The sequence below is a fragment of the Mesorhizobium sp. M0437 genome (assembly GCF_040321335.1).
GTDB lineage: Bacteria > Pseudomonadota > Alphaproteobacteria > Rhizobiales > Rhizobiaceae > Mesorhizobium.
Window position 1 is genome coordinate 105,823 of the sequence record NZ_JAMYRK010000013.1, and the last position, 24,047, is coordinate 129,869.

Annotated in this window: 20 protein-coding genes, 2 pseudogenes and 1 riboswitch; of the genes and pseudogenes, 7 read left to right on the forward strand and 15 right to left on the reverse strand. The window is 63.2% G+C overall.

Annotated features, from left to right (window positions below; genetic code table 11):
- Window positions 1–155: 155 nt before the first annotated feature.
- Window positions 156–2,129, forward strand: coding sequence for a threonine--tRNA ligase (gene thrS / locus NKI72_RS11300; protein ID WP_352831561.1), 1,974 nt, complete (start codon window positions 156–158; stop codon window positions 2,127–2,129).
- Window positions 2,130–2,288: 159 nt separating this feature from the next.
- Here the strand turns inward: thrS and NKI72_RS11305 are convergent, their stop codons facing one another.
- Entirely contained in the window at window positions 2,289–3,254 is a 966-nt protein-coding gene (locus NKI72_RS11305) for an RgsD C-terminal domain-containing protein (RefSeq protein ID WP_352540660.1), read from the reverse strand.
- A 156-nt stretch (window positions 3,255–3,410) separates the two neighbouring features.
- Between NKI72_RS11305 and NKI72_RS11310 the strand changes: the two genes are divergently transcribed.
- Complete coding sequence (locus tag NKI72_RS11310; RefSeq protein WP_352831563.1) at window positions 3,411–3,995, forward strand: nitroreductase family protein; 585 nt, start codon at window positions 3,411–3,413, stop codon at window positions 3,993–3,995.
- 21 nt (window positions 3,996–4,016) lie between these two features.
- On the opposite strand, the gene NKI72_RS11315 is transcribed toward NKI72_RS11310, so the two are convergent.
- A complete protein-coding gene (locus NKI72_RS11315; protein WP_352831565.1) occupies window positions 4,017–4,898 on the reverse strand; it encodes an HpcH/HpaI aldolase/citrate lyase family protein in 882 nt (293 codons plus the stop codon).
- Window positions 4,899–4,901: 3 nt separating this feature from the next.
- Entirely contained in the window at window positions 4,902–5,393 is a 492-nt protein-coding gene (locus tag NKI72_RS11320) for a MaoC family dehydratase (RefSeq protein ID WP_502898553.1), read from the reverse strand.
- Window positions 5,394–5,503: 110 nt separating this feature from the next.
- Between NKI72_RS11320 and NKI72_RS11325 the strand changes: the two genes are divergently transcribed.
- Window positions 5,504–6,625, forward strand: a complete 1,122-nt coding sequence (locus NKI72_RS11325) for a DUF2336 domain-containing protein (RefSeq protein WP_352816772.1) — start codon at window positions 5,504–5,506, stop codon at window positions 6,623–6,625.
- Here NKI72_RS11325 and NKI72_RS11330 read toward each other — a convergent pair.
- Window positions 6,622–8,688, reverse strand: coding sequence for an FUSC family protein (locus NKI72_RS11330; RefSeq protein WP_352850159.1), 2,067 nt, complete (start codon window positions 8,686–8,688; stop codon window positions 6,622–6,624). The two genes, NKI72_RS11325 and NKI72_RS11330, sit on opposite strands and share 4 nt — an antisense overlap.
- A gap of 42 nt (window positions 8,689–8,730) precedes the next feature.
- Window positions 8,731–10,782 (reverse strand): DNA topoisomerase IV subunit B, encoded by a 2,052-nt coding sequence (gene parE / locus NKI72_RS11335; protein WP_352831571.1) that lies wholly within the window; start codon window positions 10,780–10,782, stop codon window positions 8,731–8,733.
- Window positions 10,783–11,055: 273 nt separating this feature from the next.
- On the opposite strand from parE, the gene NKI72_RS11340 reads away from it, so the two are divergent.
- Window positions 11,056–12,225 carry a GGDEF domain-containing protein gene (locus NKI72_RS11340; RefSeq protein WP_352831573.1) on the forward strand — a complete coding sequence of 390 codons (1,170 nt, stop codon included), beginning with the start codon at window positions 11,056–11,058 and terminating at the stop codon, window positions 12,223–12,225.
- A 72-nt stretch (window positions 12,226–12,297) separates the two neighbouring features.
- Here the strand turns inward: NKI72_RS11340 and gcvP are convergent, their stop codons facing one another.
- Genes gcvP through gcvT form a run of 3 tightly spaced genes read right to left on the reverse strand, consistent with a single transcriptional unit; the run spans window position 12,298 to window position 16,617 of the window.
- Window positions 12,298–15,108 (reverse strand): aminomethyl-transferring glycine dehydrogenase, encoded by a 2,811-nt coding sequence (gene gcvP / locus NKI72_RS11345; protein WP_352816764.1) that lies wholly within the window; start codon window positions 15,106–15,108, stop codon window positions 12,298–12,300.
- Between the two features lie 16 nt (window positions 15,109–15,124).
- Window positions 15,125–15,493 carry a glycine cleavage system protein GcvH gene (gene gcvH / locus NKI72_RS11350; protein WP_352451343.1) on the reverse strand — a complete coding sequence of 123 codons (369 nt, stop codon included), beginning with the start codon at window positions 15,491–15,493 and terminating at the stop codon, window positions 15,125–15,127.
- 5 nt (window positions 15,494–15,498) lie between these two features.
- The gene (gcvT, locus tag NKI72_RS11355) at window positions 15,499–16,617 is read right to left on the reverse strand and encodes a glycine cleavage system aminomethyltransferase GcvT (RefSeq protein WP_352473893.1); all 1,119 of its coding nucleotides are present in this window, start codon (window positions 16,615–16,617) and stop codon (window positions 15,499–15,501) included.
- Window positions 16,618–16,765: 148 nt separating this feature from the next.
- Window positions 16,766–16,852: riboswitch (glycine riboswitch) on the reverse strand.
- A 204-nt stretch (window positions 16,853–17,056) separates the two neighbouring features.
- On the opposite strand from gcvT, the gene NKI72_RS11360 reads away from it, so the two are divergent.
- The gene (locus NKI72_RS11360) at window positions 17,057–18,055 is read left to right on the forward strand and encodes a hypothetical protein (protein ID WP_352831576.1); all 999 of its coding nucleotides are present in this window, start codon (window positions 17,057–17,059) and stop codon (window positions 18,053–18,055) included.
- Between the two features lie 170 nt (window positions 18,056–18,225).
- On the opposite strand, the gene NKI72_RS11365 is transcribed toward NKI72_RS11360, so the two are convergent.
- A complete protein-coding gene (locus NKI72_RS11365; protein ID WP_352816759.1) occupies window positions 18,226–18,801 on the reverse strand; it encodes a Fic/DOC family protein in 576 nt (191 codons plus the stop codon).
- Window positions 18,802–19,159: 358 nt separating this feature from the next.
- Window positions 19,160–19,990, reverse strand: a complete 831-nt coding sequence (locus NKI72_RS11370; RefSeq protein WP_352451339.1) for a transporter substrate-binding domain-containing protein — start codon at window positions 19,988–19,990, stop codon at window positions 19,160–19,162.
- A gap of 119 nt (window positions 19,991–20,109) precedes the next feature.
- Between NKI72_RS11370 and NKI72_RS11375 the strand changes: the two are divergent.
- Window positions 20,110–20,295 (forward strand): annotated as a pseudogene (locus NKI72_RS11375) (hypothetical protein); the annotation flags it as partial.
- 13 nt (window positions 20,296–20,308) lie between these two features.
- Complete coding sequence (locus tag NKI72_RS11380) at window positions 20,309–20,677, forward strand: hypothetical protein (protein ID WP_352850160.1); 369 nt, start codon at window positions 20,309–20,311, stop codon at window positions 20,675–20,677.
- Window positions 20,678–20,700: 23 nt separating this feature from the next.
- On the opposite strand, the gene NKI72_RS11385 is transcribed toward NKI72_RS11380, so the two are convergent.
- The 5 genes and pseudogenes from NKI72_RS11385 to NKI72_RS11405 form a co-directional block, all read right to left on the reverse strand.
- Window positions 20,701–21,510, reverse strand: a complete 810-nt coding sequence (locus tag NKI72_RS11385; RefSeq protein WP_352831578.1) for a molybdopterin-binding protein — start codon at window positions 21,508–21,510, stop codon at window positions 20,701–20,703.
- Window position 21,511: 1 nt separating this feature from the next.
- Entirely contained in the window at window positions 21,512–22,393 is an 882-nt protein-coding gene (locus NKI72_RS11390) for a cytochrome b/b6 domain-containing protein (protein ID WP_352850161.1), read from the reverse strand.
- Window positions 22,394–22,497: 104 nt separating this feature from the next.
- The gene (locus NKI72_RS11395; protein WP_352614058.1) at window positions 22,498–23,175 is read right to left on the reverse strand and encodes a DUF1345 domain-containing protein; all 678 of its coding nucleotides are present in this window, start codon (window positions 23,173–23,175) and stop codon (window positions 22,498–22,500) included.
- Between the two features lie 5 nt (window positions 23,176–23,180).
- The gene (locus NKI72_RS11400; RefSeq protein WP_352454435.1) at window positions 23,181–23,648 is read right to left on the reverse strand and encodes a YaiI/YqxD family protein; all 468 of its coding nucleotides are present in this window, start codon (window positions 23,646–23,648) and stop codon (window positions 23,181–23,183) included.
- A 66-nt stretch (window positions 23,649–23,714) separates the two neighbouring features.
- Window positions 23,715–24,047, reverse strand: a pseudogene (locus NKI72_RS11405) (S-(hydroxymethyl)glutathione synthase); the annotation flags it as partial.

Genomic DNA, 24,047 nt, shown 5'->3' on the forward strand with positions numbered 1-24,047 from the left:
TTTACGGCGCCGAAAACTGCCCATAAAAGACCGCTCGCCGCCGGACGCATCCGGCTCTTACTGATGCATGTCGTAGCGCCAAAACCGCTAAGCAGTCTTGGGCGACATGCATTTTACCACCCGCGCTCGTTTGCGGGACTGGATAGGAGAATCTTATGCTGAATTCCGTTTCCCTGACATTTCCCGATGGTTCCGTTCGCGATTACGACGCGGCGATGACCGGCGCCGGCCTGGCGGAATCGATCTCGAAGTCGCTGGCCAAGAAGGCCGTTGCCTATTCGATCGACGGCACGCTGCGCGATCTTTCCGACCCGATCGGCAGATCGGGCAAAGTCGAGATCATCACCCGCGAGGACCCGCGTGCGCTGGAGCTCATCCGCCACGATGCAGCCCATGTGCTGGCCGAAGCCGTGCAGGAACTTTGGCCGGGAACGCAGGTGACCATCGGGCCGGTGATCGAAAACGGGTTCTACTACGATTTTGCCCGCAACGAGCCGTTCACGCCCGACGATTTCCCGGTGATCGAGAAGAAGATGCGCGAGATCATTGCACGCAACAAGCCGTTCACCAAGGAGGTCTGGTCGCGCGAAAAGGCGAAAAGGATCTTTGCCGACAAGGGCGAGCGCTACAAGCTCGAGTTGATCGACGCCATCGCCGAGGACCAGGATCTCAAGATCTATGCACAGGGCGACTGGTTCGACCTCTGCCGCGGCCCGCATATGGCCGCGACCGGCCAGATCGGCAGCGCCTTCAAGCTGATGAAGGTCGCCGGCGCCTATTGGCGCGGCGACAGCAACAATCCGATGCTGACCCGCATCTACGGCACCGCCTGGGCCGATCAGGCGCAGCTCGAAGCCTATCAGACGATGCTGGAGGAGGCCGAGAAGCGCGACCACAGGAAGCTCGGCCGTGAGATGGACCTGTTCCACTTCCAGGAGGAGGGCCCCGGGGTCGTCTTCTGGCACGCCAAGGGCTGGAGGATGTTCCAGAACCTGGTCAATTACATGCGTCGCCGCCTCGACGAGCAGGGCTATCAGGAAGTCAACGCGCCGCAGGTGCTCGACAAGAGCCTGTGGGAGACGTCAGGCCACTGGGGCTGGTACCGGGACAACATGTTCAAGGTGACCGTTGCTGGCGACGACACCGACGACGACCGGGTGTTTGCGCTGAAGCCGATGAACTGCCCCGGTCACGTCCAAATCTTCAAGCACGGGCTGAAATCCTACCGCGATCTGCCGGTAAAACTTGCGGAATTCGGCAATGTGCATCGCTATGAGCCGTCCGGCGCGCTGCACGGGCTGATGCGCGTGCGCGGCTTTACCCAGGACGATGCGCACATCTTCTGCACCGAGGAACAGCTCGCCGACGAGTGCATCAAGATCAACGATCTGATCCTCTCGACCTATGCCGATTTCGGCTTCGACGAAATCACCGTCAAGCTGGCGACCCGCCCCGAAAAACGGGTCGGCACCGACGCGATGTGGGATCATGCCGAGGGCGTGCTGCAGGACGTGCTCGACAAGATCGCGGCGCGGTCGGGCAACCGGATCAAGACGGGCGTCAATCCGGGCGAGGGCACGTTCTACGGGCCGAAGTTCGAATATGTGCTGAAGGACGCCATCGGCCGCGACTGGCAATGCGGCACCACGCAGGTTGATTTCAACCTGCCTGAACGGTTCGGCGCCTTCTACATCGGCTCGGATTCGGAAAAGAAGCAGCCGGTGATGGTGCATCGCGCCATCTGCGGCTCGATGGAGCGGTTTCTCGGCATCCTGATCGAGAATTATTCCGGCCATTTCCCGCTCTGGTTCGCGCCGCTGCAGGTGGTGGTGGCGACGATCACTTCCGATGCCGACGATTACGCCCAGAAGGTCGTTGCGCAGCTGAAGGCGGCGGGGCTGATCGCCGAAGCCGATCTGCGCAACGAGAAGATCAACTACAAGGTCCGCGAGCATTCGCTGGCCAAGGTGCCGGTCATCCTCGTCTGCGGCAAGCGCGAGGCCGAGGAAGAAACGGTCAATATCCGTCGTCTCGGGTCGCGTGACCAGGAATCACTCGGCCTCGCAGCCGCCGTGAAGCTGCTTGCCGACGAGGCGGTGACACCCGACCGCAAGCGCCGCGCGGCCTGAACCAGTCGACCAGCAACGAATGGCGGTGGAGCGATCCACCGCCATTTTTTATATTTTATATGCCTGTCACGCCGCGCGCCTATCTGGCAGATCGATCGACGTGCGCGTCGGCGACGCGCTGGCGCGACCCATGCACAAAGCAGCTTAGAGGGGCGCGTCTCAGTCGGCGCCTTCCTCGGAATCGATGGCCGAAGCCTCGGTGGCCAGAACCTCGATGTCCTGGTTGTGCCCAGCCACCACCGTAAAATCCTTCTGGTAGATGCGATCGCGGTTCTTGGCGATGATGGTGTAGTCGCCCTCGGCCAGCACCATCGAGGCAAAGGCGCCGACGGTTTCCTTGATCGGATCGCCGGATTCGTTGAGCAGGGACCAGGAGGTGTCGGCGATCGCCTCGCCGCCTGGTTCGCGCACCAGCTTCATGGTCATCTCGGCGGCACGGTGCTCGACGGTCGCTTCGGTCAGCTTGCCGGCCTCGACGCGGATGTCGGAGCGGATGACCGCGTTCACCGCGCCATAGGTCGACACGACGTGGTAGGTGCCGGCATTGAGCCGCACGACGCTGTTCGGCTCGACATCGGGTATGATCAGGGCGCGATCGCCATCGGCCGCGGCGTGGCTCTCATAGATCGAGAAGCGCAGCTTCTTCGGCGGTATGCGTACCCCGCCGGACAGCACTGCATCGAGCTTGAGGCCACCGGCATCGAGCACGAGGCTCTCGCGCTTGGCTTCCTTGCCGACGGTGATGCGCTTGGTGGCGCCGGCCCGCCCGTAGGAGGCGTGGACCAGATACGAACCCGGCTCGAGCTGGAATATGGCGGTGCCGCCATGAGAGGAGGCGACCATCGTCAGCTTGCCGTCGCTGGCCGATTCGGGTTTGAAGACGCGCCAGACTATGCCGCGCGTGATGTCGGCGCCCTTGTCGGTCAATTGCGCCGACAGCGTGATCGCCCCGCTGCTGCCCAATGCCAGCGATGTCTCGCTTTTCGGAGGTGCATAGCCCGAAATTCCGGGAAGCTTCAGCTCGCCAAGGCCGTCCACATCCTGGGCGACGGCAAGCGAAACCGGCACCATCAACAGTGCGGCAGCGAGCCATATCAGGAAAAGACGCAATGTCCCCTCAAACATGCCTTGCGTTGAAGCCCAAGGCGGTGGCAATTTCAAGGCTTAAGAGTCCGGTCGGCTTCTGCTACAGGGCTCTTTGTCCGGCGCGCCGCGCCAATGCCCAAGCCGCCCGATGTCCCGATGGTGCGCTTCAGCTCAAATTCCAGGAGACTTGCGCCCATGGCGTCGCCGATCATCGATTTTCTGCTGACCCGAAATTCCGCGCCGATCCCGGATTTGAAAGAACCGGCACCGGGCGATGCGGAGATCGCGACGATGATCGCCGCCGCCTCGCGGGTGCCGGACCACGGCCGGCTGGAGCCTTGGCGTTTCATCCTCTATCGCGGCGAGGCTCGCGTCGATATCGGCAAGAAGCTGGCAGCACTTGCCGAACAGCGCGAAGGGCCGCTGCCGGAAGGCCGCCGCAACCAGGAACTGGCGCGCTTTTCGCGCGCGCCGCTGGTCATCGGCGTGATTTCTATCCCCAGGGAAAACCCAAAGATCCCGCAATGGGAGATGTTCCTGTCCGGCGGCATGGCGGCGATGAACCTGATGCTTGCCGCCAATGCGCTGGGCTACGGCACCAACATGGTCAGCAACTGGTATTCCGACGTGCCCGAGGGCAGGGCGATCCTCGGCCTGGCGCCGCATGAGCGGGTCGTCGGCTTCGTCCATATCGGCTCCTACCAGGGGCCAGCGCCGGAACGACCGCGGCCCGATCCGGCAAAACTCTATGCCGACTATTCGGGGCCGTGGGTGGGATAATTTCGGCGCGGAACAGCCCCCCTAAGGATCAAGCTCCGATGCCTTGGCTCGCGCCAGGAGCCGCTCTGCGAGCTTGAGATGCGGCCGGTCGTACATCTTGCCATCCATGCCAACGACCCCGGGATTTCCTGCCGCCTCGAACGCCTCGACGATCGCCAGGGCGCTTTTCACCGCTTGCGCCGAAGGCGTGAAGGCGGCGTTGATAACCGGCACCTGCGCCGGATGGATCGCCATCTTGCCGGTGAAACCGTCGCGCTCGGCCTCGGCGCATTCGGCCTCGAAGCCGGCCATGTCGCGAAAATCCGGAAAGACGGTGTCGATTGCCGCGACTTCCGCGGCACTTGCGGCAAGCATGGTCATGGTGCGGGCGAGGCGGAACACATCCGTGTAGCGGCCATTCGCGTCGCGCGTCGCGCGCGCGCCAATCGCCGCCGACAAATCTTCCGCCCCCCAGGTGACGCCGACAAGCCGCGCGCTTGCACGGGCGTAGGTCGCTGCGGCCAAGACGCCTGCAGCCGTTTCTGTGATGATCGGCAGGATCCTTATCGCTCCATCCGGCAGGCCGCTTTCGGCTTCGTGCACCCTGAGCTTGGCCGAGAGATGCTGGACATCCAGTCCGCTATTCGACTTAGGCAGCATGATGCCGTCTGGTTTTGCTGGCACGAGCGCCGCCAGATCGTCGTCGGTCAGTCCGGTCGAAAGCTCATTGACGCGCACATAGATCGCGGAGCCGGTCCGGTGCCTGTGCTCGGCGATAAAACGCGCCGCTGTGTCGCGCGCCAACCCCTTGTTCTGCGCAGCAATCGAGTCCTCGAGATCGATGATGACCACGTCGGCACCCACGCCAAAGCCCTTCTCCAGCTTCTTTTCCGAATCGCCGGGAACGAAGAGCAGAGAACGCATCGGCTATGCCTTTTTCATCATCATGGCTTGCCTCGTGCATTTGGCAACCAGCACGTCGTTCTGGTTATAGGCGCGGTGCTCGAACTCGACGATGCCGCGGTCCGGCTTCGACCTGGATTCACGCACCGAAACCACCGTGGTCTCGACGCGAATGGTGTCGCCATGGAAGACGGGATGTGGAAACACCGTCTCCTTCATGCCGAGATTGGCGACGGTGGTGCCGACGGTGATGTCATTGACCGAGATGCCGATCATCAGGCCAAGCGTGAACAGCGAATTGACCAGCGGCTTGCCCCATTCGCTCTTCGCCGCGAAGTCGAAGTCGATGTGCAGCGGCTGCGGGTTCAACGTCATCACCGAGAACAACATGTTGTCGCTTTCGGTCACGGTTTTGCGCAGCGTGTGCGTGAACACTTGGCCGACAGCGAACTCCTCAAGATAAAGCCCGGCCATGGTCGATCTCCTCCGCTGCTTCAGGGTTGATAGGCGTTGCATATCGCGCTCGCAAGCCAGTTAACGAACATGGTGAACCGTTCGTAAACCATTTGTGCCTACGGTCTCCACCAGGGTCAGAAGCGTTCTGGCAAGGGGCGTAAGCAGGCGACATGGTCGTTTCGCATTTCCTGAAATGGATCCATACGGCGAAGGTGTCGGAGCGTGCTGCGGCGGCAAGCGCGCTGGCTCGCGCCTATGTCGACTCGGACCTGCCCTTCGAGGACCGCTGCGCTGCGGAGGCGGCGCTGACGCTGCTGCTCGACGACGCATCGTCGAAGGTGCGACTGGCAATCGCCGACGCGCTTTCCATGAGCCACCACGCGCCGCCGCAGATCGTCAGCGCGCTGGCGTCGGACCAGCCCGAGGTGGCCGCTTTGGTACTGGCGCGCTCGCCGCTGCTTACCGATGCCGACCTGATTGATCGGGTTGCCGGCGGCCAGAAAGCGACGCAGAAGGTGATCGCCGACCGGCCGCGTGTCTCGATGTCGGTTGCGGCGGCGATCGCCGAGATCGGTGAGCCGGAGGCTTGCACCACGCTGCTCGCCAACAGCGGCGCCGATATCGCATCCGTCAGCTTTCGCCGCATGGCCGAGCGGCACGGCCATCTGCCTCTGGTGCGCGAGGCGCTGATCGCCGACACCCGGCTGCCCGCCGATTGCCGGCATATGCTGCTGGTCAAGCTCGGGGAGATGCTCAAGGGGTCGCCGCTGGTGCTGGCGCTGATGGGCGCCGCCAGGGCCGAGCGCGTCACGCGCGATGCTTGCATCAAGGCTTCGGTGACGCTGATCGAAGGCACGCGGACAGAGGAACATACCGCACTTGTCGAACATCTGCGCCTGCGCGGCGACCTGACCGCAAGCTTCGTCGTCCGCACCATTGCGCACGGCAAGGTCGACTTCTTTGGTTCGGCGCTGGTCGCGCTCAGCCAACAGTCCGAACAACGGGTGAGAGCACTGCTGGCCGGCGGCCATGACGTGGCTCTGCAGGCACTGTTCCGCAGCGCCGGGCTTGCCGCCGCCACCCACGCCATCATTCTGCGCGCGCTGAAGGTCTGGCGCGAGGTCGCCAACGGCAAACGCCTCGCCGGCGTCCAGGAAGTCAGTTGGCTGATGCTGAAGGAATTGGGCGGACAGTCCGCAGAAGGCGATCTCGCCGGGCTGGTCAAATCGATCCATCTCGACGCGCTGCGCGAGAACGCACGCGGGCACGCGCTGGCGATCGCCGCTGCCTAAACCCGGTCCTTCGCGAAAAAATCCGGAAAATCCTCGATCGCGGCGGCAATGATGCGCAGCGAGGCGGCGATCTGCAGCATTTCGGCCGCGACGCTGCGCTCCGCGATGCCAGCTGCATATTGCCTGGCGACGGCGACGGTCGCCGTCTGCGGCTCGCCGGGCCGCCTGAACAGCAGCTCGCGTGCCAGACCGCGCAGGAAATTGGCGATGGAAAGTGCTGTTTCAGGTGGGATCGCGGAACTCTGTTGCGCGTTGCGCAGCCGCAGGATTTCGAGGCCGACAGTAACGGCAGCAATGCCGCCGTCGAGAACGGCGTTGCCTTTCTCGCCGGCGTTCTGCAGCAGCGGCATCAACTGATTGACCCGATCATAGGCAAGGCTCTCGAAAGCCAGTCGCCGCGGCATGCGCTCATGCAGACAAAGGCGGGCAAGATCTTCGCGCATGGCTTGCAGGATGCGGTTGACGGTGACCCAGGGGTCGGCGGGCAGCACGATGGCGAAGACGCCGATCGCCAGAAGAATGCCGACCAGGACCGATGCCGAATTGGCGAGGAACGGAAACGGATCGTAGGTCATCGCCTGATGTGGGCTGAGGAAGGCGAGGAAATTGATGGCAAAGGCCGTTGCCACGCCGACATATCGCGGATTGGCCATGCCCAGTGCTGCTGGTACCAGGATCGGCACGACAAAGACCATGAACCATCCGAAGCCTGGCAAAGCCGGAAGCGCCAACTGGCCGATGAGAAACGCAAAGGGCAGGGCGAGCAACGTGCCCTCGAAGAAGTTCCATGCCGACCGGATCGGATCGGGGCGAGCCGCGAACAGGCTGGAGACTACGGCGACCAGAATGACCGTGCCCGTCGCGTCCGACCATTTCGTCGCCAGCCAGAAGCCGGCGACCAGAAGCGTGGCGATTGCTGCGCGCACGGCATTGCGCGATGCCGCACGGTAATCGCGGTGCACCACCAGCGCCGGCTGCCGCCGTTCGCGACTGGCACGAGACGGGGGATAGCGGAGTGCATCCAGGCCGCGCAGCACTTGCTGCATGGCCTCGGCGAAGTCGGCGGCAATGGTTAGGCGGGTGACAGTGCCAGCCCAGTCAATGTCTTGCCCGGCCGCGACGTCAGGCATCTGTCGCGCCTTGCCGGCGATTGCGTCGAGCCGCGCCACCCAGGGCGCCGTATCGTCCAGCGCGCCCGGCTTGGCTACCAGTTCGCCGACAACGGCCTGCAACTCGGCGCGAACTGGGATGAGGGCTGCATTCTTCGGCGCGGCGTGGGCATGCAGCGCACGCGCCGCCGACAGGGCCGACAGAAGCTGGCCGATGGTACGCCGGACCGGATAGGCGCGGGTGGCGAGGCTCGGCCCTTCCAGCCTTGCGTAGGTGCGCATCTCGCCGAGCGTCTGGACATCGCCGATCAGCTTGCGGTGCAGCCCGGCAAGCTTTTCCGCATCGCCGCCGGAAAAAGCGCCGTCCGCATAGGCCGCCAGGTCGAGAATGCTGCGTTTCAGTCTTGAGATGATGGCGTCGGCGGCCAGTTTCGGCAGGATCAGCCGGCTGGTCAGCGCAGCGCAGACGATACCAAGCACGATTTCCGCGCAGCGCGCCACGGCGAGATCGATGACGAGGTGCGGCTGGCCGAAAGCCGGCAGGCCGATGATCATCGCGGTGTAGCCGGCAAGCGCCGCGCCATAGGCTTCCGGATTGCGTAGCAGCGACGAGACCAGCGAGCAGATGCCGATCCAGACGGCAAGAACTGCAACCAGCAACCAGGGGTTGGCATCGAAAAGAGTGGTAATGCCGATCGCCGCCAGCGCGCCGGCAAACGTGCCGAGGAGACGATAAAACCCCTTCGCCAGCACCATGCCGGCGACCGGCTGTGCGACGATGAACACCGTCATCATCGCCCATTGCGGGTGGTCGAGCTTCAGCGCATAGGCGGCCAATATCGCGATGAGGCCGGCCGAAACGGTGCGCAGGGCAAAGATCCAGTCCGAACGCGTCGGCCGCGTCAGGCCAGCGATCCGCGTGCCGATATCGTCCTTCAGCCGCGCCCAGGTCAAGTGCTCGTCTCCAGCTCAGAAGGCCAAGCTAGCGGCGGGAGCTCAGATATCCAGCACTTCCGTCTCGGCGAATTCCGCGCGTTCCTGGATGAAGCGGAAACGGGCCTCGGGCTTGGTCCCCATCAATGCGTCGACCGCATCCTTGGTCGCCGCCTCGGCATCGATAACGTCGACCCTGAGCAGCGTGCGCTTTTTCGGGTCCATGGTGGTTTCCTTGAGCTGCGCAGCCATCATTTCGCCCAGCCCCTTGAAGCGGCCGATTTCGACCTTGCCGCGCCCGGTGAATTCGGTGCGCAGGAGTTCGTCCTTGTGCGCATCGTTGCGGGCATAGGCGACCTTGCCGCCTTGCCGGATCGAATAAAGCGGCGGCACCGCCAGATAGAGATGGCCGCCGCGGACCAGGCTCGGCATCTCCTGGTAGAAAAAGGTGATCAGCAACGAGGCGATATGGGCGCCGTCGACGTCGGCATCGGTCATGATGATGACCCGGTCGTAACGCAGGTCCTCGTCGCGATATCTCGAGCGCGTGCCGCAACCAAGCGCCTGGATGAGGTCGGATATCTGCTGGTTGGCGGCAAGCTTGTCGTTGCCGGCGCTGGCGACGTTGAGGATCTTGCCGCGCAGGGGCAGCACCGCCTGGCTGGCGCGGTCGCGCGCCTGCTTTGCCGAACCGCCGGCCGAATCGCCCTCGACGATGAACAACTCGGCACCGGCGGCGGCATTCTGCGTGCAGTCGGCGAGCTTGCCGGGCAGGCGCAGCTTGCGCACCGCACTCTTGCGCGACACTTCCTTTTCCTGGCGGCGGCGCACCCGCTCGTCGGCGCGCGCGATCACCCATTCGAGCAGTTTCGAAGCCTCCTGCGGATTGTCGGCCAGCCAGTGGTCGAACGGGTCGCGGATGGCGCTTTCGACGATGCGGATCGCCTCGATCGTCGCCAGCCTGTCCTTGGTCTGGCCGACGAATTCCGGTTCGCGGATGAACACCGACAGCATGCCCGCCGCCGAGATCATCACATCCTCGGAAGTGACGATCGAGGCGCGCTTGTTGCCGACCAGGTCGGCATAAGCGCGCAAGCCGCGCGTCAGGACGTTGCGGAAGCCGGCCTCATGCGTGCCGCCTTCGGCGGTCGGAATGGTGTTGCAATAGGAATTGATGAAACCGTCGCCGCCGAACCAGGTTACCGCCCATTCGAGCGAACCGTGGCCACCCTGCTTCTCGCTCTTACCGGCAAACATTTCACGGGTCACCTGGAATTCATCGCCGAGCGAGGCTTTCAGATAATCCTTGAGGCCGCCCGGAAAATGGAATTCTGCCTTGGCCGGCGTCGTGTCCTTTTCCCTGATCAGCGACGGGTCGCAGGTCCAGCGGATTTCGACACCGCCGAACAGATAAGCCTTTGACCGCGCCATGCGGTAGAGCCGCGTCGGCTCGAAAGCAGCGCCCTTGCCGAAAATCTGCTCGTCTGGATGGAAGCGGATCTTCGTGCCGCGGCGGTTGTGCACCTCGCCGAGCTGCTCCAGGCCGGTCACAGGAATGCCGCGCGAGAACTTTTGCCGATAAAGTTTCCTTCCCAGCGCCACCTCGACCTCGAGATGGTCGGACAGCGCGTTGACCACGGAAACGCCGACACCGTGCAGGCCGCCGGACGTCTCGTAAACCTTGCTGTCGAACTTGCCGCCTGAATGCAGCGTCGTCATGATGAGTTCGAGCGCCGGCTTCTTGAATTTCGGGTGCGGATCGACCGGAATGCCGCGGCCGTTGTCGGTGACGGACAGGTATCCGTCGGCGGAAAGCTCGACATCGATGAAGGTCGCATGGCCGGCGACCGCCTCGTCCATCGAATTGTCGATGACCTCGGCGAACAGATGGTGCATCGCCTTGTCGTCGGTGCCGCCAATGTACATGCCCGGGCGGCGGCGCACCGGCTCCAGCCCCTCCAGCACTTCGATGTCGGCGGCACTATAGCTCTCGCTGGCGTCGCGGGGCGCCGGCCGCTTCGCCGCCTGCACCAGCGGGTCGGCCGGGCGCGCGGCGGCGCGAGCCGGTTGCGGCTGCTTGTCGAATTTGGCGAAAAGATCGTTATTGTCGTCCATGCCGGTCCTGGATTCCGATGCTGCGAATCACCACCCGATACTGCCACGCTTTTGGCGGGCAGGCGACGGAGGTTCCTGTTACGTTCGAGGATAGGGCCTCTTACTGCAAAACCATTCGACAACCAAGCGGCGGAAATGGGGTCGAGGGTGGAGCATCGACGCTTTGTAAACCCTGTCCGAAGGTTACGCCGCAAGATTGGCTGAAAAAACGGTATTTGCGGACTGTCGCTGACCTATAATGCAGCGAAACCCTCAAGAGGCTGTCGCTTAAGCATGTTGGATTACAGTTCGCTCCTGCTCGCGGCGGCGCTGTCGGGCACGTGCCTTAGCATCACCATGTTTGCCATCTGGTTCAGCGCGCCACAGGCACGCTTTGTGCTGACGGTGGCGTGTGGCATTCTCGTGCTCGTCGCACATGTGGTGTTGTTCTGGCATTACACCAGGGATCCAAGCGCCTGGCTTTGCCAGATCGTGCTTGCGCTGCTCAGCCTCGGCTTCCTGATCATCTGCCTGTCGGCCATGCAATACCTCGGCATAGGCGACTACAGGCGCGCCATCTTGCCGACCTTGATTGCGATGGCTGTTTGCACAGGCGCGACGTATCTCGGGTTTGATGGTGTAGGCTTCATTGTCACCTACGCGACGGTAACGGCGCTACTCTCGCTTATCGGGGCGATGTTCTGGATTGAGGGTGGTCACGATCGCCGGATATTGCTGGTCGTCTCGTTCCTGAGCGGCGTCTGTGCCCTGTCGTTCGGACTTTGCGGCGCGGTCCTGCTGGTCAAGGGCCAATGGGTGCTGGGTGTTGCGCCCGACAATTGGGCCGAGCGGGTGAATTCCGTCGTAGCCGTCGCCTGCATGACCGGGCTCGGCGCATTGACGCTCTCCCTGCACCATTTGCAGGCGCAGATCGAACTGAAGGCCGAGACGATGACCGATCCGTTGACCAGGCTGATGAATCGGCGGGCGTTGACGGCACTCTACGGCGAGCGGGTCTTCGGTCCGTTCATGTCCGTCGCCATGTTCGACCTTGACCATTTCAAGAGGACGAACGACGTATTCGGTCACCCGGTCGGCGACCAGGTTCTGTGCCGCTTTGCCGCTGTCATCAGGAAATACGCCCGGACCGGCGTCGACGCCTTCCGGTTGGGCGGCGAGGAATTCGTGCTCGTCATGTCGCGGATGACGGAAGAGAAGGCCTATGACATTGCGAGCAAGATCAGCGTCGCCTTCGGCACGGAAGTCGTGGCCACCCAACTCGGTCCATTGCGAAGCACAGTCAGCGGCGGCATCGGCTTTGGCGGAACAAACGGCACCGGTCTCGACGATGTGCTGGCCGAAGCCGACGCAGCACTCTATGCGGCAAAGCGCGCCGGGCGAAATCGCGTCGTCGTCCGGGACCGGGCGAGCAAGGCCGACGGGCCGGCCTTGCGTTCTGCCTGATTGAGGTTTCTATCTGCTTGTTAGACCATGATCTTGTCCGAAAACCGGGATTCCATTTTTCGGGATCATGATCTATTCCGCCGCACCCAGATATTCCGACAGCGGCGGGCAGGAGCAGACGAGGTTGCGGTCGCCGGCGACATTGTCGATGCGCGATACGGGCGGCCAGTACTTTGCCGCCGTGTCGGCATCGCCGGCTGGATAGGCTGCCTCCAGACGCGAATAGGGATGGGTCCACTGGCCGGCCAATGCCTCGGCGGCGGTGTGCGGAGCGTTGACCAGAGGATTGTCGGCCAACGGCCATTCGCCCTTCGCCACCTTGGCTGCCTCGCCGGCTATGGCGATCATGGCCTCGCAGAAACGATCCAGCTCGCGCTTGGGCTCGGACTCGGTCGGCTCGACCATCAGCGTGCCGGCGACCGGGAACGACATGGTCGGCGCGTGGAAGCCATAGTCGATCAGCCGCTTGGCGATATCGTCGACGCTGATGCCGGCGCTGTCCTTGAGCACGCGGGTGTCGAGGATGCATTCATGCGCGACGCGTCCGTTGCGCCCTTTGTAAAGCAGGGGGAAATGCTCGCCAAGCCGCGTCGCCACATAGTTGGCGGAGATGATCGCCGTCTCGGTCGCCTGCTTCAGGCCGGAAGCGCCCATCATGCGAATATACATCCAGGTGATCGGCAGGATGGAGGCACTGCCGAACGGTGCCGCCGCCACGGCATGGGCCGAGCCTTCGGTGACGTGGCCGGGCAGATATGGCTTCAGATGCGCCTTGACGCCGATCGGGCCGACGCCGGGGCCGCCGCCGCCATGCGGGATGCAGAAGGTCTTGTGCAGGTTCATGTGGCAGACATCGGCGCCGATATCGCCGGGACGGGCGAGGCCGACCAGCGCGTTGAGGTTGGCGCCGTCGAAATAGACCTGGCCGCCATGGCTGTGAACCAGCGCACAGAGGTCGCGCGCGCCTTCCTCGAAGACGCCATGCGTCGAAGGGTAGGTGAACATCAGCGCCGCGAGGTTGTGCGCATGCTCGGTCGCCTTGGCCTGCAGGTCGGCCGTATCGATATTGCCGTCCTCGGTGCAGCGCACGACGACGACGCTCATGCCGGCCATGGCAGCACTTGCCGGATTGGTGCCATGCGCCGAGGACGGGATCAGGCAGACGGTGCGATGGCCTTCGCCGCGCGAGAGATGATAGCCGCGAATGGCGAGCAGCCCGGCATATTCGCCCTGGCTGCCGGCATTGGGCTGCAGGGTCACCGCGTCGAAGCCGGTGATCTCGGCCAGCCAGCCTTCCAGCTCGTCGATCATGGCGCGATAGCCTATCGAATGGTTTGCCGGCGCGAAGGGATGCAGGTTGGCGACATCAGGCCAGCTCACCGGCATCATTTCGGCGGCGGCGTTGAGCTTCATGGTGCAGGAGCCGAGCGGGATCATGGCGCGGTCGAGCGCCAGGTCCTTGTCGGCCAGCCGGCGCAGGAAGCGCATCATGTCGGTTTCCGAGTGGTTTTCGCGGAAGACGGGCTGGGTGAGAAACTCCTTGCCGCGCGGTTTTCCTGGCATGGAACTGCCGGCGGCAACGCCGGCCTTGGCGCCGAAAAGTGCTGCGATCGCCTCCAGATCGGCCTCGGTGGAGGTCTCGTCGAAGCTGATGCCGACATGGTCGGCGTCGATGACGCGCAGCAGCCGGCCGGTCTTTTCTGCGGCGGCGGCAATCGCGCCGGCTCTGCCCTTCACTTTCACGGTCACCGTGTCGAAATGGCTGTCGCCGACCACCGAAACGCCCGCTGCCTTGAGGCCGGCAGCCAGGCGGTTGGCCAGCGTGTGGACGCGGCCGGCAATCGCCTGCAGCCCGGCAGGGCCATGCCAGATCGCGTAGGCCGTCGCCATATTGGCGAGCAGCGCCTGTGCGGTGCAGATGTTGGACGTCGCCTTGTCGCGGCGGATATGCTGTTCGCGTGTCTGCAAAGCGAGGCGATAACCAGGACGGCCCTTGCTATCCGTCGACTGGCCAACGAGCCGGCCGGGCATCAGCCGCGTCAGCCTGTCGGAGACGGCGCAATAGGCGGCGTGCGGCCCGCCAAAGCCCATCGGCACGCCAAAACGCTGCATCGGGCCGACGGCGATGTCGGCGCCAAGCCTGGCCGGCGCATCGGTCAGCGTCAGGCCAAGCGGGTCGGCGATGAAGACGACCAGCGCGCCGGCAGCACGGGCCCTGTCGATCGCTGCCTTGTGGTCGCCGTAGACGCCGAATGTATCGGGCCAGGAGACCAGCAGGGCGGCGGTGTTGTCGTCGATCACCTCGCCGTCGACCTCGATGCCGAGCGGCTCGGCGCGGGTGCGCACGACGTCCAGCGTCTGCGGGTGCGGCGTGCCGGCCAGTGCCACCTTGGTGCGCTTGTCGCGATGATGGCGCAGCGCGATCCCAACCGCTTCGGCCACCGCCGTCGCCTCGTCGAGCAGCGAGGCCGATGCCACCGGCAGGCCGGTCAGTTCCGTCACCAGTGTCTGGAAGTTGAACAGCATCTCCAGCCGGCCCTGACTGATCTCGGCTTGGTAAGGCGTGTAAGCCGTATACCAGGCCGGGTTCTCGAACAGGTTGCGCTGGATCACCGGCGGCACGTGGACGCCATGATACCCGGCACCGATGAAGCTCTTCTGCACCGTGTTCTTTGCCATCGTCGCCGCGAGCTCGGCCAGCGCTTCCGCTTCGGTTGCGGGCGCGGGCAGGGCCAGCGGCCGGTCGAGCCGGATCGACTTCGGCACTGCCTGGCTGATCAGGGTCTCGACCGAAGGAACGCCGATCGTCGCCAGCATGGCTCTGACGTCATGGAGGCCCGGGCCGATATGGCGAGCCGAGAAGGGGTAGGGTGCTGCGGTCATCTTCCTGGTCCTGCTATCAACCAATATGGGCTTTGTAAGCGGCTTCATCGAGGAGTCCGTCGAGTTGGCGCTCATTGGCCAGCTTCATCTTCCACAACCAGCCGTCGCCGGTTGCCGCCGAATTGACGAGTGAAGGATCCGATGACAGCGAGGTGTTGGCCTCGGTGATCTCGCCGTCGACCGGCGCGTAGACGTCCGATGCGGCCTTGACCGATTCGACCACCACGGCGGTGTCGCCCTTGGCCAGCTTCTTCCCCGGCTCCGGCAGTTCGACGAAGACGAGATCGCCGAGCTGCTGCTGCGCGTAATCGGTGATGCCGACCGTGGCGATGCCGCCCTCGACGCGCAGCCATTCGTGATCTTCGGTGAAATAGGTCTTTGCCATTGAAATCATCCTTTGCGGTAGCGATGGGGCGTGAAGGGCAAGGGGTGGATGTCGACCGGGATTTTCGTCCCGCGGACATCGGCGAACAGTTTTGCGCCGGATTTGGCAAGCGGCGTCTGGACGTAGCCCATGGCGACCGGATGACCGGCCGAGGGGCCGAAGCCGCCTGAGGTGACATGGCCGGCAGGGTTGCCGTCAGCATCGAAAAGGGCAGCACCGGCGCGCACCGGCTGGCGGCCTTCCGGCTTCAGGCCGACGCGTTTTTGCGCCGGACCACGCTCCAGGATGGCGCGCAGCGCATCGGCGCCGATGAAGGCGCCAGAGGCGCGAACCTCCTTGGGGATGGCCCACATCAGCCCGGCGCTGGCCGGATCGATCTCCGGCGTGATGTCCAGCCCGTGCAGGCACAGTCCGGCTTCGAGCCGCAGGCTGTCGCGGGCGGCAAGGCCGACCCACATCACCCGCTCGTCCTCGAGCAGCCTGGCGACGAGGTTTCTTGCATCCGCTTCCGGCAGGCCGATCTCGAAGCCGTCTTCGCCGGTATAGCCGGACCGGCTCATGAACCATTTTTCGCGCGGCTCGATGCCGTGCATGAACACCAGCGAACCGGTCTCGATGCCGGCGCGGGAAAGGGCAGCCCACGCCTCGGGGCCCTGTATGGCCAGGAAGACGCGGTCGAGCGCATCCACTTTTACATCGAAATCGCCCTCTGCATCGAAATTTTTGGCCAGTGCGCGCAGATGCTTTTCGTCGGCGGCGGCGTTGCCGGCATTGGCGACCATCATGAAGCGCTCGGCGCCGAGCCTGGTGACGATCAGATCGTCCAGAATGCCGGCCGCCTCATTGAGGAAGAACGTGTATTTGGACTGGGAAACCTCAAGTGCGCCGGCATCGAACGGGCAGGCGCGGTTCAGAAGCGCTGCTGCCCCCGTACCGCTGATTTCGAACAGCTTCATGTGCGAGATGTCGAACAGGCCGGCATGCTCACGGCTGTGCAGGTGCTCCTTCATCACGCCGGCCGGATAGGTCAGCGGCATCGACCAGCCGGCGAAGGCGCCAAAGCGCGCACCAGCTGCCATGTGCAGATCTTCGAGGGGAAGGTGTTTGGTATCGTCGCCCGTCATGTCATCTCCAGAGTCGCACGCAAGCGGCCGCGAATGGCGACCAGTCCGTGCCCCTCTGTCTGAAGCCTGAGAGACTCGCGCCCCGTAACTCTGTCGGCAGCGCTTACACCTTCGGCGCGGGGGCAAGCCCCGACTTTCCAGAGTGTCTTTCCCGTCTACGGTTCTTTTGCCTGAGAGATTTCGGGCGATTTCCCCTTCGGCGGCAGCTCTCGCTGCTCTCTCCCACAAACAGGTAGGACTCGGTCAGGAGCCCTCGACTCGTCATCCATAGCCCGTGGACGACACCTTGTCACCTGCCGGCGACATTTTTACTGCCAGGTCTTCCGCGGGCCTTCTTTACGGGCAAGCCTTCGCTAACCACGCCGCTTGCCGGTTTCTCAAGACCTTGCCGATATACCGCATAAGGGCCGGCAATTACCGGCGGCGGGCGGGGAAGACAATGGGCGAATTGATCATGAGCGCGCCGGTGGCCGGGCTGGCCTCGAAAAATCGGATCACGGCGGAAGACGTGGTCATGCTGCGCGGCGAAGTGTTCGGCGACGGCCTAGTAACGCGCGGCGAGGCCGAGGCGCTGTTTGCGCTGGATGCAACGGCGAGGGACAAATGCGCAGAATGGCTTGAGTTTTTCGTCGAGGCCGTCACCGATTTCATCGTCCACCAGGAAAAGCCGGCGGGCTATGTTTCGCAAGACAATGCTGACTGGCTGATCCGGACGATTTCGCGCGACGGCATGGTCGACAGCCAGACCGAACTCGAGCTGCTGGTGCATGTGCTGGAAGTTGCCAAATCATCGCCGAGCACGCTTTCCAGCTATGCGCTGGAGCAGGTCGCTCATGCGGTCGTGGACGGCAAGGGGCCGCTGATGACCGGCGGCAGGCTTATCCCTGGGTCGATTGCCAAGGCTGAGGTCGAGCTGTTGCGCCGCATCCTTTACGCCTACGGCGGCGATGGCAACATCGCCATCAGCCGCGCCGAGGCCGAGGTGCTGTTCGAGATCAACGAGCGGACAGCGGCGGGCGACAACGATCCGTCCTGGAACGATCTGTTCGTCAAGGCGATCGCCAATTTCGTCATGTGTTCGGCCGGCTACGAACCGCCGGTGCGCGACGTGGCGCTGCGCCGGGATTCGTTCTTCGAGCAGGCCGATCCGGAGATCGGCGGGTTCTTCAGCCGCATGGTATCGGGCGGCCTGTCCGACATCATGGAAGCCTATCTCTCACCGGGCGACGTCGAGGCCGAATGGGAATCGAGGAACAAGGCAGCCGAGGCACTGGCCCGCCGCGCCGAGACGGTCGACGCCGGCGAAGCGAAGTGGCTCGCCGAACACATCGGCGACCGGCCGCTGCATGAGAACGAGCGCGCGCTGCTGACGCTGATCAAGCACGCCTCGCCGGAAATCCACCCGGCGCTGAAGCCGCTGATCGACAAGGTTGCGTGAGCCTTTCACGAGCAACCGAGCGTCACTGCCAACCCTGAAGCGATGCGAACGGACAGGCAGCCAATTAACTGGACAGGCTCAAGCGCATCTCTAGCGACTGATTACAGCCGACGGCAGCGCATTAACCTTTCCGAGGACAGGCAACATCAGCCAGGATCGGTAGGCAGCCCTTAAGCGACAATGTCCTGAATCAGGCGCGTGAGTGGGGCTTCGTCGCCGGAAAAGCTTGAGATCATGGCCTTCATTACACGATCGCGATCCAGCTCGTCATCGTCGAAACCATGGCCGGCGTTATCGGCTAATATCGCCAGAAACGCCAGCTGAGTGCGGCCGTTGCCTTCTCGGAAGGGGTGTATCGCATTGATCTCAGCGAGAACGTGCGCTGCGCCAGCTGCAAAGACCTCGGCTGATGTGCTGGAATAATGGCCGGCGGCTGAGAGTTCTCCGAAAACCCGCTGCATCTCGGCATCGATGTACTCAGGGTAGCAAAACCAGTTACCGCCCTTGCCGATGCGGATGGTGCGCGGTTCACCGGCCCACGCATAGACGTCCTGAAACAGGTGACGATGCAGTGCCAGATAGTGCGGATAATCCAGATCACCAGCTGGAAAAGCCTCATCGGCCCGGGTCAGAAACAGAGCGAGCTCAAACTCGTCGAGCTCGGACTGATCATGAATGTCGAGGAGGTTGCGAAGGACGGTCGTGCCCGGATAGCACAGAGGATCGGATTCTGCGGCATAGACCAAGGTCCGCTACTTCTTGCGCGCCTGTTCTTTGATGAGCTTGCGTCGCTCATCACCGCTCAGCCCACGCTGCGAGCTTTGCTCAAGGATATGCCCCATGCGTGGACTTAGCTTCATACCTTCGACGGCGCTGATTTTGGCGCCTCGACTGCTCGTCAGGACATAGTGTCCGCTCTTTGGCGAGCGATCTAATTTGGGGGAACGACTTTTCATCTGGCAACGCTAGCACATGCCGGCCAAGGGGACCAAAGCGAATTTTGCGGCCGTGAAACAGCTGAATCCGACGATCATGGAGCGAGCGCGCCACTGTCGCTGAAATACGGTCGCTGATCGACAAGGTCGCATAAGCAGTCGCGCGACGCTATTGTTTGGCGGGCTCCGGCTTGGCGCTGGTGTCGAACCGCGACATCCATTTGAAGCTGCCGAACCAGTAGCGGCGCACGCCGCCTATGGTGCCGTCGGCGGTGCGCGCGCCGATCCAGTTGTTGACGTATTGGATGAGGCGCACATCGTCCGGGCGCATCGCAAACGCCTCCGGCGTCCGCAACAGCGGGCCGCCCACCATTGTCAACTTCGCGTCATAGAGCCTGGCGGCCATTTGGGGCGTTGGCGATGTCGCGACCATTGCCTGTGCGTCGCCGCCGATGATCGCGGCGAAAACATCTGAGGTATTGTCGAAAGACAGGATGGTCGCCTTGGGAAAAGCTTCCTTCGCGGCGGCTTCATCGGTGGAATTGGACAGCACGGCGATCTTGTATCCCGGCGCCGCCACTGCCTTTCCCGGCCTTTTCCCAAGGCTGGCGATCGTCGCAACCATGCGGATATCGGCGGTGCCGGTCTGGTTGGAGAACACCACCTCGCGTGCGCGTTCCGGCGTGCTGGCGTAGCCAGCCGCGATCATGTCGAAATCACCCTTGAGCAGTCTTGTCTTAAGGTCGTTCCAGGGCACCTCGACCAGCTTCAGGTCGACGCCGAGATCAGACGCCAGCGCACTGGTCAGGTCGACATCATAGCCGGCCAACTTCCCGTCGGCCTTCTTGAGGATCCATGGCGGGTTGAGCGCCACGCCGATCGTCAGTGCCTTCTGGTCGATGATGCGCTTGAGGCTGTCGTCCGCCCGGGCCGGCAGCAGCGACAAAGCCAACCAGGCAGAAAGGGCAAGTATAGTTGTGGCGATCATCTTAGCGCGCATTAATATAACCTCGCTGAGCCCGTCCGGTTGTCAGATTTACACAGAGGTGCCATTCTGTCGATAGCGGACCCTGATGGAGAGTTGCGATGTCGACACGGATGACGGTTACCGGTTCGATGATGTTCCTGGTTTGCATCCTGGGCAATCCGGCGAAGCTTTCGCTGCTGCCGGCGGCAGCGCAGGCTGCGGGGGCAAAACGCGTGGTCTGCTCCAGCGCCGATTACCGCTATTCCTATTGCGGGGTCGATACGCGCCGCGGCGTGCAGTTGACCTCCAGGCTTTCGAAGGCGCGTTGCGTATACGGTAGAAGCTGGGGCTATGACGGCGGCGGCATCTGGGTCGACAATGGTTGCTCGGCCGAATTCGCAGTCGCCGGCCCCGACCGCAATCCCTCTGCTGGCGACGTCGCCGCAGCCATTATCGTCGGCGGTGGTAGGCGCCATTCTCGACAACGGCAATTCGCATCGCCATCATTCCGATAATTACTATCCGAAGCCGCGCCCGCGCCGTTACGACCAATCGATCGATCCGACGCCGCAATTCGACAATCAGGGCAACCCCAACTTCGATACCCACGGCAACTACCAGGGACCGCACGGGCTGGGCAAGCTTGTCACCCCTGACGATAATCCTGACCTGAATCCGGCCCTGCGCAGCGACGGCGACGACAGCGACGACGACAGTTAGATGAAGCTTGGGTCAGGTTTCGGTCAGATGCCGCCGTACCAGTCGTAGCCATTGTCCTCCCAATAGCCGCCTCTGCCGCCGCCGAGATTGGCGAAGCCGTCGACCAGCTCGATCTTGTAGAGGTATTTCGGCATCTTGTAGCCGAGCTGGCGCTCGACGCGGACGCGCAGCGGCGCGCCGTTTTCGACCGGCAACGGCTTGCCGTTGAGGCCATAGGCAAGGATCGTCTGCGGATGGCGGGCATCGACCAGGTCGATCGAGCCGTAATATTTGATATCGCCGGCCAGGCTGCGGTCGATCGTATCGAGGCAGTGGAACATGACGTAGCGCGCCTGCGGCTTGACCACTGCCTGGTCGAGCACCAGCGACAGCGGCGTGCCGGTCCATTTGGCAATGCAGCTCCAGCCTTCTACGCAGTCGTGGCGGGTGATCTGGGTGCGGCTCGGCATGTTCATCAGCTGCTCGCGGCTCAGCGACAGCGGTTTTTCGACGAGGCCTGAAACCTCCAGCCGCCAGTCGGCGAAATCGCTGGCGAGCAGGCCCTTGTAGAAATCGTCGTCCGGTGCGGTGACGCCGTTCGGCCGCTGCGGCTGGCGAATGTCGGCCTCGGTGAACTCCGGCGCCAGCGCATCAGCGCCGGCAAGCAGTCGCTGCGCCCGCCAGGTCATGCCATTGGCGCTTTCGAGGAAGCTGCGCAGGCCGTTGCCGACGCCAAGCTGGCTGTCGAAGGCGTCGCAGCCCGACAGCATGATGCCGGAAAGGCCGAGGCTGGCCGAGGTCAGGAACTTTCTTCGGCTTATTTGTAGCTTGGGGCTGATCTCGAATTTCGCCATGTCAGGCACTCCTCTCTGGCGCTTTGTCGCCATGCGCCGGCGTGTCGGTTCGGTACCAGCCGGTGATGATGGAGCGCAGCTCGTTGATCGGGCCGGCGGCGAGGATCATCAGGATGTGGATGATGAAGAAGGCGACGAGCAGCAGCATCACCGTGAAATGAATGGTGCGCGCCGTCTGCCGGCCGCCGAGCAGATCATTCAGGAACGGCAGCACCGAATCCATGCTCGGCGACATGGCAAGGCCGGTGACGATCATCAGCGGCAGCAGCACGAACAGCACGCCGCCATAGGCCAGCTTCTGCAGCGTGTTGTAGTCGCGCGTGTGATGGAACCTGAGTTTGGCGTGCTCGACAATGTCTCGCGGCAGGCGCCTGAAATCATCGAGGCGCGGGGCAAGATCGCGGCGCAAATGGCCGTTGATCAGGCTGGCGACCAGCCAGACCAGCAGCGTGGTGGTCAGCACCCAGGCGAAGAAGAAATGAACAACGCGCGCGGTGCCGAGATCGTAATAGGAAGGGATCGTCGCCCAGGACGGGAAGGCACGGGAGGTCTCCTGGCCGGCCGGACCCGACCAGCCGAGCACGCCAGTGGTATCGAAGCGCTTGCCGAAGATTTCGGTATAGCCGCGCGGGCCAGTCGCCGTATTCTCGGCGCCAATGGCGAAGACGGTGTTGTTGTAGCCAAAACCCGACTCCTTGCCGATGTAGAGCTGTGGGCGGGCGTTGAAGATCTGCAGGCCGGAAAGCAGCATGAAGAACAGCGCGATCGCCCACAGCCAATGCGTCAGCCGCGTCCAGCGCGACTGGCGATAGATCAGCGTCGCATCCGTCGAAGCAGCGCTATCTGCCTCGGTGCTGGCTTCGCCTCTGGCAACTGATTCCATGTTTTCCGTGCCTCCCTGCCAAGCGGTTCCGCATGGCCTGTCAGATCTCTTCTCCTCCCAATACGTCGCCAGCCTAAGCGATGTTTCACCCGATCACGGATTTATTACGGACTGCCGAGGCTGACGGCGAGGTTGACCGCGGCTGCCACGATGACCGTGTTGAAGAAGAACGACAGGATCGAATGCACAAGCACGACACGGCGCATTTGCGAGGTCGTGATGTTGGTGTCGGCGGTTTGCGCCGTCATGCCGATCACCGTAGCGAAATAGAGGAAATCCGAGCCTTCCGGCCGCTTGCCGCCCGGGAAGTCAAGGCCGCCGACCGGAATTTTCTTTTTTGTGTCGCCATCCATCGCATCGCCATCCAACCAGTAGATATGCGCGTAGTGAAGTGCCGCCATCGCATGGATGGTCAACCAGCCAAGCGGGATAGACAGCAGCGCCACCATAAGCTCGACGGTGTCCGCGCTCTTCTCCCTGTTGATCAATTGAAACAACGACATGATGGCAATAGCGACGACAATCAGCGTGACCGCGAAGATGGCCAGTACCGGCAGGTCCGTGTCGCCTGCATTCTTGCGCAGATAGCTGCCGGTAAGCCGCGGCATATGGGCGATGACAAGGACGAGATAGGCGGCAAAGAACACATTGGCGCCGATCGAATAGGCAAGCGGCGCACGCCAGACCAGCGCGGCGCCAAAGGCTGCCGCGCCGATGCAGGCCGACACCGCGAACGGCGTGTGGCGTTGCATGGGCATCTTGGTCGGGGTACCAGTCGCCATGGCCTTCAGTCCGCTGACGCGGATTTCAGCGCTCGCCGTAGGATGCGGTCAAGCTCGCCTAGGAACCGCGAGCGGTCCTGCGGCGCGAAGCTCGAATTGTAGCCCTTGCTTTCGCCGGTCTCGCGCAGATGCTGCTTGAGATCGCGCATTGCCACCGCCATGCCGATCGTTTCCGGCGTAAACGGGCGTCCCGTCGGGCCGAGCACATGGGCGCCAAGCGCCACCGCGCGCGCGGCAAGCGGGATATCGGCGGTCACCACAATGTCGTTGGACCGGGCGTTTTCGACGATCCAGTCGTCGGCGGCATCGGCGCCCTTGGAGACGACGACATTGCGGATCATCGGATCGCGCGACGGACGCAAGCCGCCATTGGAGACGAAGGTGACGACGATGCCGTGCCGCTCGGCGACTTTTTCGACCTCGGCCTTCACCGGGCAAGCGTCGGCATCGACGAGAATAGCAGGTGCGGGCATCGTTGTTCCAAATGTGAAAGAGCCGGGCGGCGTCGCCCGGCTCGATCGATGATAGTCGAGCGGCTACTAGGCCGGCAACGCGCCGGACCGCTTGGCCGTCCAGGTGGCGATATAGTCCATCAGTCCTGGATTGAGGCAATCATAAGGTTCGAGCCCGATCGACTTCAGCTGTGACCTTATGCCGTCCATGCGGCTCGGATCGACACCGGACTCAATGATCGAGGAGACAAAGGCGGTGAAGCCCGGCGGCGACCAGCCGTCTTCCTGGAAGCGTTCCGGATGGATGAAGGACAGCCCCTTGAACGCGTGGTCGCGCTCGACCGGGCCGTGCATGTGGACGCCGCAGCCGGTGCAGGCATGGCGCAGGATCAGCGCGCCCGGATCGACGATCTTCAGCTT